This window comes from Paenibacillus radicis (ex Xue et al. 2023), assembly GCF_024722015.1.
GTDB lineage: Bacteria > Bacillota > Bacilli > Paenibacillales > NBRC-103111 > Paenibacillus_S.
The window spans coordinates 15,170-30,457 of record NZ_JANQBD010000032.1; the positions used below are offsets into that span (position 1 = coordinate 15,170).

Sequence of the window (15,288 nt, forward strand, 5' to 3'; positions counted from 1 at the left end):
ATATTCGGAAAGGGGAGGTAAATGCCTACCCCTTGGAGGAATATTTTCAAAACAGCGGGCTCTTTGCCAATGAATTAATAAGGGCGGTCACCCGTTATAGCAACACGTTCCGCAACGCGGCGGTTCGGGAAATAGTCGGAGACTGCATAATGCTGTGTAGCTCGATTATCCCAGAAAGCTATCGAATTGTTTTCCCAACGAAAACGCACCTGATATTCTGGAATATGCGCTTGCTTGAATAAATACTGCAGGAGCTGTTCGCCTTCGTCCGGCTCCAGACCGACAATACGCGATGTGAAATTAGGATTCACATATAAGGTTCGACGACCCGTCTCGGGATGGATGCGAACTATTGGATGTTCAGCCGCAGGAAATTCGGCTTGTTTGGCCGCCAATTCATCCGGCGATAATCTGACGCCAAACGCATGGGTGAAATCATGAATGGCGGTAAGCCCGTCGATTCGTTCCTTGATTTCATCCGGCAGGTTATCATAAGCCGCTCCCATATCAGCCCAGAGCGTATCACCTCCAGCAGGCGGTACTTCGACAAGACGAAGTATGGCTCCAAGCGCAGGTTCTAGTCTCCAGGACACGTCGGAATGCCAGCTGTTCTCTTTACCTTCCGTTTTATCATTTTTGGCGAACCGAACCACTTCGTCTGAATCCCCTTGCGGAAGGAAAGGGTGAGTTTCAAGCTCTCCCCATAATTGGGCAAATGCTTGCTGCTGCTGGCTTGTAATGTGCTGATCGCGGAAGAAAATGACCTTCCACTCCAGCAGAGCCCGGTTTAATTCTTGCTGCAGCTCTGGGGAAACCGGGTTGCGCAGATCGATACCGGTGATTTCGGCGCCGATGAGCGGACCCAACGGGTTGACGCCGAACAGCGTATACGGTTTATCTTCAACCCCCTTTGCTAAACGATTAAGAATACGTGCTCCTGTCTGGATACCGCGATCAGGTAGCTTTAATGGACGCTCTTGATTGGTTAAGACTTCGGACATAGGACATTCTCCTCTCGAATATGTAAAATGGAATTACTTTTTCTTAAGCTCGTCGTTAGCTTCCTTCAAAATTTTGTCGCCTCCGGCTTGTCGCCATTTTTGCCCTAGCTCGGCGATACCTTTATCAACATCGAGTTTTCCGTTTAACAAACTAACGAAATATTGATTGTATACTTCATTGACTGCTTTACCGAATTCAATTTCCGAGCCTGTTTTCTTGTTTACCAGATTCGGCACGATATACTTAGAAGCCACATTAACGGAATCAAGCGCCCGTTCAATTCTTGGCTCGGTTTGCGGCAAGTAGTTCTCGTCGATAGGCCATGTCACATTACCCCACGCCAATGGGTGAGACCAGCCGTTGGGTGAAAAGCCGTCTTTGGCTCGTTCTTCTTCATTGTAGTTAATTTTATCGCCCTGCTTGGTATAATGAACGCCTTCAATACCTAATTGGAGCAGGTCGCGTCCCTCTTTGGATAATAAGAAATCGATAAATTGCGCCGCCTTTTGCGGATTTTTTGCTTGCTTGGTAACGGAAGTATAGAAAGCATTTTTTCCTTTGAAAGCCATTCCCTGCTTACCTTCAGGACCGGCAGGAGGCGGTGCATAGCCTAATTTTCCCGCAGGATTCACCTGCTGCAAGCTGCCCTCAATGCGGCTTACGTGCCGGAACAAGGGACCGTCCATGAAGCCCGCTTTGCTTTGGAAAAACTTTTGCTCCTTCAGCGGCCGGTCGTATACGATAAATTCGGGATCGATCAGCTTCTCCGAATACCATTTTCTTAGCTCCGTCAGTCCCTTCTTGAAGGCGGGATGCTCAAATTTAGGGATCACATTGCCTTTCTCATCCTGAGCCCAATCTCCGTAAGGCAAGCCATACGCATAAAAGACAAAGTCAAAGGCTGTCAGAGCATCCCCTGCTATAGGCTTGTTAGTAATAAAACCATAGGTATCGGCTTTGCCGTTCCCGTCGGGATCCTTTTCTACGACTGCTTTAAGCGTGCTATAAAATTCCTCAATCGTTTTGGGAGGCTGTAAGCCGAGTTTCTCGAGCCAATCCTGTCTAAACTGAATCGTATAATTGGACTTTTCCTGCTGGCTGATGAACGGGTAGCCGTAATATTTTCCGTCCACTGCGGTCCACTTCAGGCCGTCTTCCAGTTTGGCTTTTAGGGAGGGTGTATCCTTTAAATAATCATTCAGAGGGATAATAATGCCTTCTTTTACCCATTGAGATACCGTTTCTGAAGGGTATTGGGTTGTCACGACATCAGGCAAATCGCCACTAGCAAAAGCTACATTAATTTTGTCAAAAGCATTTTCAGGTACGATTTTGACATTAAGCTTAATGTTTAATCGTTTATTAATTTCCGCGATAATGCGATCGTTGGGCTGCAAAGGCTTCGCGCCTTGGTCTCCGGTTGTCAGATAGGTCAGCTCATAAGGCTGATTTGAGTTTGAGCTCGGTTTTCCATCGCTAACTGCAGTGTTCGCCGTACTAGCTGGTGTATTTGAGCATCCAACGGCAGCCATTAAAGCCAATGCATTTGCACCGATAAACCATTTTTTAACTGTGTGTGGGTTCCATTTCATCTTCTGATCCTCCATCGGAATGTTTTCTATAAGTAAGCTGGCAGTAGTCCTAAATCATTCTTTGACACCGCCGACCATAACGCCATTCACAAAATATTTTTGGAAAAAAGGATACACGAGCATAACAGGGATCGTCGCCGCCATCACCGTTGCCATTTTAATGGAGGGGCCCAGCAAGAAAACATTATCTCCGCCGCCTGAATAGGACGATTCGTTCTCAAACAGCATACTTCTCAAAAAGAGCTGAAGCGGCCAAAGATTTTTATCACTTATAAAAAAGATGGCATTAAAAAATTCATTCCAGCGGGATACTGCATAAAACAAGGTAATCGTTGAAATGGCCGGCATGGAAAGGGGAATGACAATTTTAAAAAGCACACCCATATCATTACTGCCGTCTATCCGTGCAGCATCCACAAGGCCTTCAGGGAGAGAGCCAAAGAAATTTCTCATAATAATCAAATTGTAAGTATTAATGGCACTTGGGATTATTAAAGCCCATAAGGTATTCATTAAGCCCAAATTTTTAACGATCAAATAGGTAGGGATGATCCCCCCGCTGAACATCATAGTAAACACAATAAGAAACATTATGACCCGGTGACCTTTGAGCTGCGGTTTGGAAAGCGCGTAAGCCGCCATAACGGTCAATATCATATTGATAGCCGTTCCTACAGTGGTGATAAATAACGTCGCACCGTAAGAAGTCCACAGCTCTTTCATGGAAAATAAATAGATGTAAGCATCGAACGTCAAGCTGGTCGGAAATACATGGATTGTGGAATTTAAATACTCATTCAGCGGGATGACGGACACGATCAAGGTATCCCAGAAAGGGTATATCGTTATGAGTGCCAAAAAGCTTAAGAATAGGAAGTTAAAGATGTCAAAAAACCTTCCTGCTGTTCCAATGCGGTTCATACCGCTTCCTCCCTCCTTAATAAACCCCTTGTTCTCCCATCATTCTTGCCAGCTTATTCGCCATGACCAGTAGAACAAAATTGATAAGGGATTTGAATAATCCTACTGCGGCAGCGAGGCTGAACCGCCCTTCAGTTAAACCGATCCGGTATACATAGGTGTCGATAATATCAGCTACGTTATAAACACCCGGATGATATAGGACGTAGATCTGCTCGAAACCGGCTTCCATAATCCCTCCGAGCCTTAGAATTAGCAGCAGTATGATCGTTCCCCGAATTAAAGGGAGGGTTAGATGCAGCAAACGCTGCCAACGATTGGCTCCGTCTATTACGGCAGCTTCATAAAGCTGCGGATTGATTCCAGCAAGGGCAGCCATGTAAATAATCGTATTCCAACCAAATTCCTTCCAAATCATCGAAAATACGAGGGTACTTCGGAAGTAAGATTCTTCGCTCATGAAGCCGAGAGCAGTTCCCCCCAACGCTTTAATGATGTTATTGATTACTCCATTATCTGTGGATAGCAGATTGATCATTAAACCGCCGAGAATTACCCACGAAATAAAATGAGGTAGATAGATTACAGTCTGCACGGTTTGTTTGAACAGCTTAATGCGCACTTCATTTAAGAGCAGAGCGACAAGGATAGGCGCTGGAAAGCCGAAGGTGAGCCGGTACAAGCTAATAATGATTGTGTTCTCAATAACCTGCCAAAATTTATCTTGAGAAAACAAATAATTGAAGTGCTTCAGCCCGGCCCAGTCGCTACCGAGAATCCCTTTGGTAATGCTGAAATCTTTGAAGGCAACGACAGCTCCGTACATCGGAACATAATGAAATACAAGGTAATAAAGGATCGCTGGAGCCAGCATTAAGTATAAATACCGATGAAACCAGAGGTAGCGCCACAGCTTGGCTTTCTTAGGAACGGTATGGCTTGTATGACTGACCCTGTATTCCCCTTTTGCTAAAGTCACTCCCAGATTCCTCCTTTCTAAAATAAAAAAAGACACAACATGAGTAAGCCATGTTGTGTCTCCGGTTGACCAGTAGACATGATATGAGGGTTTATCCATTCATAAAATCATTTAATTCCGATGAGAATAATGTGAATACTTGATGATTGAATTCTATCATCGATCCCTATATTTGTAAACCCAAATCTTTTCAGTAAATTTTGTGATTCACTTAGTTTTCTTGCATAAAAGGTTGGGCCTTAGTTCAAAATAACCCTACAAATACCAATTTTACAAATAAGTTGACCAAAAACATCAAAGGAGGCTTTTATATGGCGGAACGGCGTAACGAACAGCCGCCTAGCGATTCTCGTCGTCAGTTTCTTAAATATTCGGGAACCGCTATTGGTGGGGCCGTTGTAGGTGGAGTAATTGGTGGAGCAATCGCCGGCGGATTTCGCAAAAATCCGGCCGTGCCAGCACCGGCACCAACTCCGGGGACGGCAGCGCAGACGGCAGATTTCAATCAGGCACCTATGTACTTCAATCAGCTTCAGCTGCAAATAACGGAAGCGGCGGCTGAAAGAATTTATCCCAAGGATGATATTGGACCGGGAGCAGCAGAGCTCGGGGTGGCTTTTTTCATTGACCATCAAATGGCTAGCCCTTGGGGGATAAATGCCCGTGAATATCGGATTGGCCCTTTTATTAAGGGAGAAGTTACTCAAGGAGATTACCAGATCATTCAACGCAATGAGCTGTTTACTATGGGGCTGCAAGCCATGGAAGAGGCGAGCAAGAAGAAATATACGAAATCGTTTGTCGACCTTTCCGACGAAGAGAAGGATGCGATCTTAACTTCTTTGGAGAAGGGTGAAATTCAGGTCATTAACGACGTTACAGGCAAAACCTTTTTTAATTTATTGCGCAGAGTGACCTTGGAAGGAGTGTATTCTGACCCCGTGTACGGAGGAAACAAGAACATGATGGGCTGGAAAATGCGTAAATATCCCGGGAATCAGATGGTTTACACAGATATTATGGAAAAAAACGAGTTTGTTCACATGGAGCCGCGCAGTCTCCACGATCATTTTGCAACCCATTGATATTGAAAAAACATAGCTGACAAACAAAACAGAAGAGAGGCATGCATCATGGCTACTAAAATGCCGAAGGTTCCTGTCGTCGTAGTTGGGATGGGATTTCTAGGAGGTATAATTGCCGCTGAGTTAACCAAGCAGGGCGTCAAGGTTGTCGGATTGGAGAGAGGAAAGCCGCGCAGTACAGAAGATTATTACATGGTGCATGACGAGCTTCGCTATGCTCAAAGGTTGGATCTGATGCAGGATCTGGCCAAGGAAACGATAACCTTCCGCAATACGGAGAAGGTAGCAGCAGTGCCGATGCGGGAGCATGGCTCCTTTTTGCTCGGAGAGGGCTTAGGCGGAGCGAGTGTGCATTGGAACGGGCAAACCTTCCGGTTTCTTCCCTACGATTTTCAAATTTACAGTAAAACGGTTGAGCGCTATGGGAAAAGTAAAATACCTGATGGCATGATAATTCAAGATTGGGGCATTACCTACGATGAAATGGAGCCCTATTTTGAAAAATTTGAGAAAATGGCCGGAATTTCCGGTGATCCTGAACAAAATGAGATGGTCGGTAAGCGCGCCAATCCATTTCCAACGAAGGCGATGATTAGAACGCCGACTATTAAGATGTTCGAGGAGGCGACCAAGAAGCTTGGTTATCATCCTTATATGTGGCCTTCCGCTAATTTGTCTGAGCAGTATACGAATCCTGACGGCATTACTCGTGCAGCCTGTCAATATTGCGGGTTTTGCGAGCGGTTTGGCTGTGAATACGGAGCGAAGGCGGACTCTGTTGTAACGGTATTGCCGGTCGCCCAAAAAACTGGAAATTTCGAGTTGCGAACCTACTCGAATGTTACCAAGGTTTTAAATGACGGCAAAAAGGCAACCGGAGTTGTTTATGTAAACACAATATCAGGCGAGGAGTACGAGCAGCCAGCCGATATTGTTATTCTAACCGGCTATGTGTTTAATAACGTCAGATTGCTGTTAACTTCGAAATTGGGTCAGCCTTATGATCCTGCATCGGGTAAAGGAGTTATCGGTAAGAACTATGCCTATCAAACGAATGGCGGAAGTGCGACTGGCTTTTTTGATGACAAGGAATTCAATTTGTATGCGGGAGCCGGTTCGTTAGGAATGGAAATTCCCGATTTCAATGGAGATAACTTTGATCATACCAATCTCAACTTCATCCATGGAGCAGGTATTCGTTTCGCGCAGCCGGGACAGCGGCCAATTGCCAATAATTCGGTACCCGCGGGAACGCCTAGCTGGGGCAAAGAGTTTAAACAGAAATCAATCAAGTATGCGAACAGCGTTTTGAATGTGGGTGTGCAGGGCAGCAGCTTGCCATGGAAACACCACTATCTGGATTTGGATCCTACATACAAGGATGCTTATGGACTGCCGCTCATGCGAATTACCTTTGATTTTGAAGAGCAGGATCGGCAAATGATCAAATTTGTGGCCGAGAAGGCAGCAGGGATCATGAAGGAAATGAATCCAACTACGATAGGTTCGAACAGTACGTTAGGGCCTTACAACATTGTCCCTTACCAATCTACGCATAACACGGGGGGCGCTATCATGGGTGCCGATCCTTCGACATCCGCAGTTAACAGCTATTTGCAGATGTGGGATGTTGAAAATGTGTTTGTCGTTGGGGCGTCTGCATTTCCTCACAACAGCGGCTATAACCCGACGGGAACGGTAGGAGCTCTTGCATACAGGGCGGCTGAAGGGGTTTCCAAATATATGAAGCAGGGCGGCATCGTGGTGTAACGGTGAGCATGGCTTCGAATGGGTGTGAGATGGAGCATGGAGCAAGAAGATTGGATTTTTCACTTGACGGAAGTACGTAAACGGCTGCTGCTCGTATTCGGGTGGTTTGTAGCAACTTTATGTATTGGCTTGTATGTTTCGCCTAGCATATTGCGATTTATTAAATCGCAGCCTGGAGCAGCAGGCATCGAATGGAATGTGTTTTCTTTCACGGATGGGCTGCTGATCTATATGAAGTGCGCTCTGCTGTTCGCTCTGCTGTTCACACTGCCAATCCTGCTGTACCAGCTGTGGGCATTCGTTCGTCCGGGCTTGACCGATAAGGAAGCGAAAGGCGCGCTTTCTTATGTGCCGGCGTCATTCATGCTGTTTTTGATTGGTCTTGCGTTCAGCTATCTGGTCGTATTTCCGATGATGCTGCGCTTCATGAAAAATATGAACAGTACGATTGGAGCTGTAGAAACGTACGGCATTGACAAATACTTCTCGTTTCTGTTCGATGTCGTGCTCCCTATGTCAGCGGCTTTCGAGCTGCCTGTAGTCATGCTGTTTTTGACACGAATCGGCTTGCTTACACCCGAACGATTAAAGACGGGGCGCAAATACGCCTATGTTGGGCTGGCTATCCTTGGCTCATGTATATCTCCGCCGGATATGCTGTCTCATCTTTCGGTTACGATTCCTCTATTTATGCTCTTTGAAATTAGCGTCTTCGTTTCGGGCAGACAGTGGCGGATGACACAGGAAAGCCCGGCAAACGGTTGACAGTACCGTGAAAAGATACAACGAAAGCCAGTGAATTGCATACGATACAGGTTTCGCTAAAGCGAAACTCATAGGAGGATAAGAGCTATGTTCAACAATATTGGTGTTTCCGGATTGGTGCTTATATTGGCCATTGCGTTAATTTTATTCGGGCCTTCGAAGCTGCCTCAGCTTGGCAGAGCTTTCGGTGATACACTCCGTGAGTTCCGCAATTCCACTCGCGGGATGGTAGAAGATGTCGAGCAGCCCGAACAGCCTGCAGCTAACGAAATCAAGAAGCTGACGTAAGGGAGGAGGAACGGACTTCAAGTCCACCACCTCATTTAGCTTCAAGTTTTATAGCACAGTATCTGCCTACAAAAGCATTGACCATATGTCAGTGCTTTTTGGCTTGGTTGCAATTGAAAACAGGAGAGGTCCATTTGTTTTTCCTCAAAATCTACGAAACGATGCCGTACATGTTAGAATGGAACAAAGCTATTCTTTCGAGAAGTTTGCTTTTTTCGGCTTTTCCATCTTATGCGATTGTACAAGGGGAACAAAGATGATGCCTATGATGCCAAACGATATATTTACCCAGCTTAATGAGCTGATCATCCATGTGACAGACGTGGAGCTAACCGAGTGCTTGCCGCAATGGAGCTGCCAGCCCCAAATTATGCCGTTCTGCCAAATATGGCTCGTTCATAAGGGAACGGCGATATTTGAGCTCAATGGAGAAACCTTCCGGCTTGGAGCGGGGCATTTGTTGTTTCTTTCGAAAGGGCAGAAGTTTCAAGCTGCATCGGATTCTGCGGTTCCTTTGATCTTTTATACAGTAAGTTTTACCTATCAAACCCCATTAAGAAAAACAGACAAAGATTATGTCTATCGTGCCGAAGGTGACTTATTTCCGCTCAATGGAGAAGTGCCTGTACATCATCACCAGCCGCAGGTGCTTTATTTATTTGAGCAGCTATATGGCAGCAGGAGTGAGGGGAACGGAGGACGCCAGCAGTACCGTCAGAAGGGCTTGCTTCATGAGCTGCTGTATCTGGCCGCTTTGGAAATTGAGGGTGGCATCGATCAGCAGCGGAATGGTGTGGAACGGACGGTTGAATATATGCATCAGCATTACACGAAAAACCTGCCGCTTGAGGAATTGTCCGGGCTGGCGGGCTTTAGTCCCAGCTACTACTCCCGCCTATTCAAGAAACTGAAAGGGCTCAGTCCCAACGCTTATATGACGAAGCTGCGAATGAACCGGGCCAAGGAGCTGCTCGTTTATTCTCAAAACTCTTATTATGAAATAGCCCAGTATCTGGGTTATAAAGAGGAATCGTATTTTAGCCGGATGTTTAAGAAGGAGACTGGCTACTCCCCAACGGAATATGTCAAAATGAGCCGAACCATTGTCGTTACTATGAGGCATTCCTTCAACGGCGATTTTCTGGCTTTAGGTATTAGACCGCATGCTGCTGTTATGGCAAGAGGAGCCGAAGCATTCCCTATTCACAATCAGAATGAAGAGACGCCATCCCCGATACTTGTGGACAGCAAAACCTCCATAGAAGATTTGGTCCGCTTGAAGCCAACGCTAATCCTGTGTGACGAGGAATGGGCCAAGCTCCATAAAGAGCTGTCTCATGCAGCTCCTACGGTTACTATTCCGTATTGGGACATACCATGGCGCGAGCGCTTGTACCGAATTGCCGATCTTGTCGGGAGAAGGAAGGAAGCAAAGGCATGGCTGCAAGATTATGAGCAAAAAGCAGAGCAGGCGAGCCAACTCATAAAAGCGAATATCGGGGAAGAAACCATACTTGTTCTTCGTATTGTCGGCGGCAAATTAAGAGTGTACGGCATGGACAGAAATATTGGCTGCACGCTGTACCAGGATTTGAAGCTTACGCCTCCACAGAACGTACGTGCTATCAAATGGAGGAAAACGATCACATTGGAAGAATTGCCGAACTTTGATGCCAATTATGTTCTGCTGATGGGATCGCCCCATAAGAAGGATCAAAAAATGAAGCGAAAATTAGTTGAGAGTGCTGAGTGGCAAGCTTTGACCGCGGTTAAAAACAATCAATGTATACATATCGCACTTTATCCTTGGATCGACTACTCCGCATCAAGTCATGAGTTGGTGATCGATGAGGCTGTCCGTTTATTTGTGCCTCAGGAAGCGAGATAGACAAAAATGTTCAAATAATTGAGCAAAAATCTTCATAGCTAAATGATTGCTCTTTCATATATACTGTTGAATGATCATTGAATGAGAATGATACTCATTGTTAATTGATAGAGAGAAATTATATATGGAGGGGGAAGTTTTAATGTTTACATTTAGAAAGCCGCTGCTTGTTGTGGGGGCAGGGTTATTATTGAGTCTATCTTTTCTGGCAGGATGCGGTTCCGCCAAGCCGGCAAGTGAAGGTACGTCGGCTGTTCCTGCTAAAGCGAGCGAAGGCTCCGCAGCCACAAGCGCAGGTACTGCAGCTTCGGAAGAAAAAACGATCAAGCACGTATGGGGAACAACCCAATTAAAAAAGGTTCCGCAGAAAATAGTAGCGTTAGATTTTTCTTATATTGACATGCTTACGGCATTGGAAATCAATCCGGTCGCCTCTGTAGGTATCGGTGAATCGAGTTTCCCTGAGTACCTCAAAGACCGTTTCAATGCAAAGAACGTAGTTAATGTAGGGCAAGCCAAACAACCGAATCTGGAAGTGCTCAAATCGGTTAAGCCTGATCTTATTATTGCAAGCCCGAACCGCCATGAAATGATCAAGACCCAGCTGGCCGAAATTGCTCCGACGATTGCTTTGGATGACGGCAGCTATCAGGCAGTATTAAGCAACTTTAGTAATCTTGCGGATGTTCTGGACAAGAAAGAGCAGGCAGATAAGGTGAAGAAAAGCATTGCAGACAAAATCTCATCAGCTCAGGAGAAAGTGAAAAACAAGCCCAGCGTGCTGGTCGTAGGAGCATTCGAGGATGATTCTACCGTTTGGCTAAAATCGTCTTTTATCGGTTCCTTGATGACCGAGATGGGCACGCAATATTTGTTTGAAGGCAAGAAGGATCTGTCTGCTGCAGAAAGCAAAACAGATATTGCCAAGCTTAGTTTGGAGCGTTTGGGCGAGTTTAATCCGGATTACGTGTTTATGTATGGCGATCCCGGCAAATGGCTGAATAATCCGCTGTATAAAAACTTGAAGGCGGTTAAAGAGAATAAAGCGGTAGAAGTCAACAGGGATCTTTGGTCTAAGGGACGGGGTCCGCTTGCCGCAGATCTGATTGTGGATCAAGCTGTGAAATTTATGACAGGCGTAAAATAAGCTCGCGGGAGGTAGTGTGAACGGTGAATCGACTGCTGTCGGGCAGACAGGGGCAGACTTGGTCTGTTCCCTTTTTGAGTGTGGGCTTGACCGCAGTTCTCCTTGCTGCCATTCTTATTGGTCTTGTGGCGGGTGTTAAGGGCTTGGGCTGGCGTCAGGCAGGGGAATTGTTAAGCTTGGATACATCGAATTTGCTGGTGTACAAGGTATGGTATGTTCGGCTGCCGCGTGTCCTGTTGGCTATTATTGTAGGTTCGGGGCTCGCTATAGCCGGTTGCTTATTGCAAGGAATTACAAGGAACCCCTTGTCTGATCCCGAAATCATGGGCATTAATCAGGGGGCGTCCTTCTTTGTCGTTTTGTCATTGGTCATGTTCGGTATGAAGGATGTTACGGCTACAATTCTTATTGCAGGCTTCATCGGTGCGGCCGCAGGAGGAAGCATCGTTTACAGTTTATCCCGATTGGCGGGATACACGGTTATGCGTTTGGTGTTAGCTGGGGTCGCGGTTTCGATGTTTATGGCTTCTTTGACAACGGGATTTATTATCCTGTTTGATGACAAATTGTCGGAGATTTTATATTGGATGGCGGGAAAATTGTCAGGGGCGACATGGACGGATGTAAGCTTAAGTCTGGTCAGCTTCGTCCCTGCTGCGATAGGCAGCATGCTGCTGGCGAATCAGTTTAACATTTTTTCACTGGGAGAAGACGCTGCTCATGGGCTTGGGCAAAATGTTGTACGGGTTCGACGGATTGCTTTTCTTATCGTTATTGTCCTTGTCGGAGGATCGGTTGCTCTTACTGGACCGATTGGGTTCGTAGGGTTGATTGTTCCTCATATCGTAAGGTCCTGGGTAGGTACAGATTATCGAATTGTAATTCCCATCTCTGCGCTGACAGGTGCCACCTTGCTGCTGGTTTCAGATATTGGAAGTCAATGGGTGCTATATCCTACCGATACACCGGTCGGGATTCTTACTGCTTTATTGGGTACGCCTTTCTTTCTTTATTTGATGCGCAGGAGAATGGGGGGAGGTTAAATGCGAGATCAGAAGAGGCGATTTCTCTTAACAATGATTACAGGTTGTGTCCTTCTGGCCATTTTTGCGGTGCTAAGCTTGCGGTTGGGTGCGGTGGAAACTCCCTTTGGCCAAATGCTGGAGGAATTGGTTTCCCAGGATGGCGTGATTTACATGTACAGGCTTCCTCGCCTTGTTATTGCCATGCTGATAGGCATCAATATGTCGCTGTCGGGAGCGATACTTCAGGGCGTGACACGAAATCCGCTTGCGGCCCCTGATTTAATGGGAATCACAGCCGGAGGCGGCTTGGTCACAGTTATTATGATTCTGGCAGTTCCTCAATATTCGGCAGTTATGCTTCCTGTATATGCTTTTGCCGGGGCCGTGGGCGCGAGTCTCTTAATATACATGCTGGCTTATCGGAATGGAGTGAAGCCGGAGAGACTTACGTTATGCGGGGTCGCGGTAACGGGAGGGCTGCATGCGATTATCACCTTGCTAATTGTGAAGTTCGCACCTACAGCGGCCCAAGCGCTCGTCTGGTTAAAGGGCAGCCTCTATGCTCGTTCTTGGGAGCATGTCGAAATGGTGTGGCCTTGGACGATTGTTGGAACTGTATTGGCCCTGCTCAGCTGCCGGCACTTAAATACGCTTCTTCTGAATGAGGAGTCGGTGCGTGGTTTAGGGATGCGGATTGATCGCACGCGTCTTTTTTTGATAGCCGTTGCGGTTGGGCTTGCGGGAAGTGTTGTTGCAGTAGCAGGTGCAATCGGCTTCATCGGCTTGGTCATTCCGCATCTTGCCAGACTGCTGGTTGGGGCGAACTTTCGTTATATCCTGCCGACTTCGGCTGTGCTGGGAGCGGTACTTGTGATCGCTGCCGATACAGCGGGACGGATTATTATGCCCCCTATTGAAATTCCAGTCGGGATTATGACTTCCCTCATCGGTGCTCCCTACTTTTTGTATTTGCTGCTGCGGAGGAAGCTGGGGTAATGCTCATGTGCCGTTAGGGTGCGACACATCCCTGCAATAAATCTTATTCATGGGGCTGTCCCAAAAGACATTGTGAGACAACCCCTCCACCTTTTTATCCTGAATAGATGGTAGCAAAAGAGCCCTCAATTCCACTTTAATATAAGCAACAACCAAAAAGCGGCCGAACTCATTTTTGGATTTTCGAACCCCCACTCTGAGGGGAATTTCCCTACGAAAAAGACGCTTCCATTTCCGCTTACATGGTGGTTTTGGAGGCGTCTTTGAACATCGTTTGGGACTGACTCATTCAATGATATTCTTTTGGGACAGCCTCTCCAAGATTATGATAGATGGATCAGCCTATCTCTTAACCACATTGAAATTATCCTCGATCAACAGCCAGTTTTGCGGAAAGCTCAGGCCGAGCTTCCAGTAGCTGATTCCTCGAAGTCCTAATTCCTTCAATAAATTAAACTTGGCTTGGATGGAACGCGCATCCTCGAACCAAACGACATGCTGCTTGCCGGAATGATCCCAATAACTGAAATGCGGAGCTTGCGCTACATAATCGTACTCGATTCGTGCATGCTGATTTCTGGCCAAATCGATGGCAGCTTGCGGACTTAAGGCTTTGGCAAATGGACCGCCTTGTACAAACGGCAATGTCCAATCATATCCGTATAAATTTTGCCCCATCATGATTTTGGAAGCAGGCATTTCACTGATTGCATATTCCAAAACCTTGCGAACCGGACCGATAGGCGAAACAGCCATAGCTGGACCACCGCTATATCCCCACTCGTAGGTCATAATAACAACGAAGTCAGCAACTTCCCCATGCACTTTATAATCATGAGCCGTATACCATGCACCTGTTTGAGCCGAGCTTGTTTTGGGAGCCAGAGCAGTTGACATCAGAAAACCTTCGCGATGCAGCATGCCGGAAGCTTTGCGAAGGAAGCGGTTATAAGCGTCTCTATCATCCGGATGAAGATGTTCGATATCAAAGTGTATGTCTTGAAAATTCAGATCTTTTGCTGTTTGTATTATATTATTCAGCAATTGGTTCTGCACCTGTTCATCATTCAAAATGATGGAGCCGAGCTCGGGGCTGAACTGGTCCTTCTCCAAATTGGTTACGACCATCATTAAGGTAACATTGTGCTGGCGGGCAATCGCATTGAGACCATTCAAAGGCGGCGCTTGCAGAGATCCGTCTCGATTGATGCGAAAGCTGAAGGGAGCAAGATAGGTCAAATAAGGTGCGGTATCCCTTGCGGACTGCAGCAGCTCGGAGGAAATTTCATGTCCTCTAGGCTCAAGGTAGGCATTAACTTCTGCTTTACGGTGCGGTGCTGGTGGAATATAGAGTCTCATTCCGGCATTTAGTGACTGATTCGTGTTTAAATGGTTGACTGATGCCAGTGTCTGAACAGGGACGCCTAATTTGTTGGCTATGCTGTATAAACTGTCGCCAGGCTGCACCCAATAATACGTTCCGACGATAGGAATGACTAATGCCTGTCCTACGACTAGCGATTTTTCGGCAGAAATTTCATTGGCATCGGTTATTTCCTTAACCGTCACCCCATAAGTATTGGCAATCTGATAGAGTGACTGGCCCTGTTGCACGACGTGAATTTGCATAGTTCCCCCTCCTTGTAAGGATTAGATTTGTAAATCACGATATTTTCATTATTGGATAGAGTATGCGGAATAGCCCAAATGGGTGTCTGTCTATACCAAGAGTCTTTTCAACATTTTATGTGTGCTGACTGGTTAAAGGGTAAAAGGGTTAGGCACTTCCCACCATAACCATTTCGTGCTACTTTTAAATAGACATTATTA

At 46.3% G+C, this 15,288-nt stretch carries 13 protein-coding genes; 8 read left to right on the forward strand and 5 right to left on the reverse strand.

Annotation, left to right across the window (positions count from 1 at the left end; translation table 11 throughout):
- Positions 1 to 74: 74 nt before the first annotated feature.
- Genes NV381_RS31875 through NV381_RS31890 form a run of 4 tightly spaced genes read right to left on the reverse strand, consistent with a single transcriptional unit; the run spans position 75 to position 4,494 of the window.
- Complete coding sequence (locus NV381_RS31875; RefSeq protein ID WP_258217345.1) at positions 75 to 1,001, reverse strand: TauD/TfdA dioxygenase family protein; 927 nt, start codon at positions 999 to 1,001, stop codon at positions 75 to 77.
- Between the two features lie 33 nt (positions 1,002 to 1,034).
- Positions 1,035 to 2,594: an extracellular solute-binding protein gene (locus tag NV381_RS31880; protein ID WP_258217346.1), complete on the reverse strand. Its 1,560-nt coding sequence runs from the start codon at positions 2,592 to 2,594 to the stop codon at positions 1,035 to 1,037.
- A gap of 54 nt (positions 2,595 to 2,648) precedes the next feature.
- Positions 2,649 to 3,515, reverse strand: a complete 867-nt coding sequence (locus NV381_RS31885; RefSeq protein WP_258217347.1) for a carbohydrate ABC transporter permease — start codon at positions 3,513 to 3,515, stop codon at positions 2,649 to 2,651.
- Between the two features lie 16 nt (positions 3,516 to 3,531).
- The gene (locus NV381_RS31890; protein ID WP_258217348.1) at positions 3,532 to 4,494 is read right to left on the reverse strand and encodes an ABC transporter permease; all 963 of its coding nucleotides are present in this window, start codon (positions 4,492 to 4,494) and stop codon (positions 3,532 to 3,534) included.
- A gap of 311 nt (positions 4,495 to 4,805) precedes the next feature.
- On the opposite strand from NV381_RS31890, the gene NV381_RS31895 reads away from it, so the two are divergent.
- The 8 genes from NV381_RS31895 (at position 4,806) to NV381_RS31930 (ending at position 13,458) form a co-directional block, all read left to right on the forward strand.
- Positions 4,806 to 5,579 carry a gluconate 2-dehydrogenase subunit 3 family protein gene (locus NV381_RS31895; protein ID WP_258217349.1) on the forward strand — a complete coding sequence of 258 codons (774 nt, stop codon included), beginning with the start codon at positions 4,806 to 4,808 and terminating at the stop codon, positions 5,577 to 5,579.
- A gap of 48 nt (positions 5,580 to 5,627) precedes the next feature.
- Positions 5,628 to 7,349 (forward strand): GMC family oxidoreductase, encoded by a 1,722-nt coding sequence (locus NV381_RS31900; RefSeq protein ID WP_258217350.1) that lies wholly within the window; start codon positions 5,628 to 5,630, stop codon positions 7,347 to 7,349.
- 36 nt (positions 7,350 to 7,385) lie between these two features.
- Complete coding sequence (gene tatC, locus NV381_RS31905; RefSeq protein ID WP_258217351.1) at positions 7,386 to 8,114, forward strand: twin-arginine translocase subunit TatC; 729 nt, start codon at positions 7,386 to 7,388, stop codon at positions 8,112 to 8,114.
- Between the two features lie 87 nt (positions 8,115 to 8,201).
- The gene (locus tag NV381_RS31910) at positions 8,202 to 8,402 is read left to right on the forward strand and encodes a twin-arginine translocase TatA/TatE family subunit (protein ID WP_258217352.1); all 201 of its coding nucleotides are present in this window, start codon (positions 8,202 to 8,204) and stop codon (positions 8,400 to 8,402) included.
- Between the two features lie 256 nt (positions 8,403 to 8,658).
- Positions 8,659 to 10,290 (forward strand): helix-turn-helix domain-containing protein, encoded by a 1,632-nt coding sequence (locus tag NV381_RS31915; protein ID WP_258217353.1) that lies wholly within the window; start codon positions 8,659 to 8,661, stop codon positions 10,288 to 10,290.
- A gap of 142 nt (positions 10,291 to 10,432) precedes the next feature.
- Complete coding sequence (locus tag NV381_RS31920) at positions 10,433 to 11,437, forward strand: ABC transporter substrate-binding protein (protein ID WP_258217354.1); 1,005 nt, start codon at positions 10,433 to 10,435, stop codon at positions 11,435 to 11,437.
- A 23-nt stretch (positions 11,438 to 11,460) separates the two neighbouring features.
- Positions 11,461 to 12,480 carry a FecCD family ABC transporter permease gene (locus NV381_RS31925; RefSeq protein ID WP_258217355.1) on the forward strand — a complete coding sequence of 340 codons (1,020 nt, stop codon included), beginning with the start codon at positions 11,461 to 11,463 and terminating at the stop codon, positions 12,478 to 12,480.
- Positions 12,481 to 13,458: a FecCD family ABC transporter permease gene (locus NV381_RS31930; protein WP_258217356.1), complete on the forward strand. Its 978-nt coding sequence runs from the start codon at positions 12,481 to 12,483 to the stop codon at positions 13,456 to 13,458.
- A gap of 342 nt (positions 13,459 to 13,800) precedes the next feature.
- Here the strand turns inward: NV381_RS31930 and NV381_RS31935 are convergent, their stop codons facing one another.
- A complete protein-coding gene (locus tag NV381_RS31935) occupies positions 13,801 to 15,087 on the reverse strand; it encodes a glycoside hydrolase family 18 protein (RefSeq protein WP_258217357.1) in 1,287 nt (428 codons plus the stop codon).
- Positions 15,088 to 15,288 lie beyond the last annotated feature (201 nt).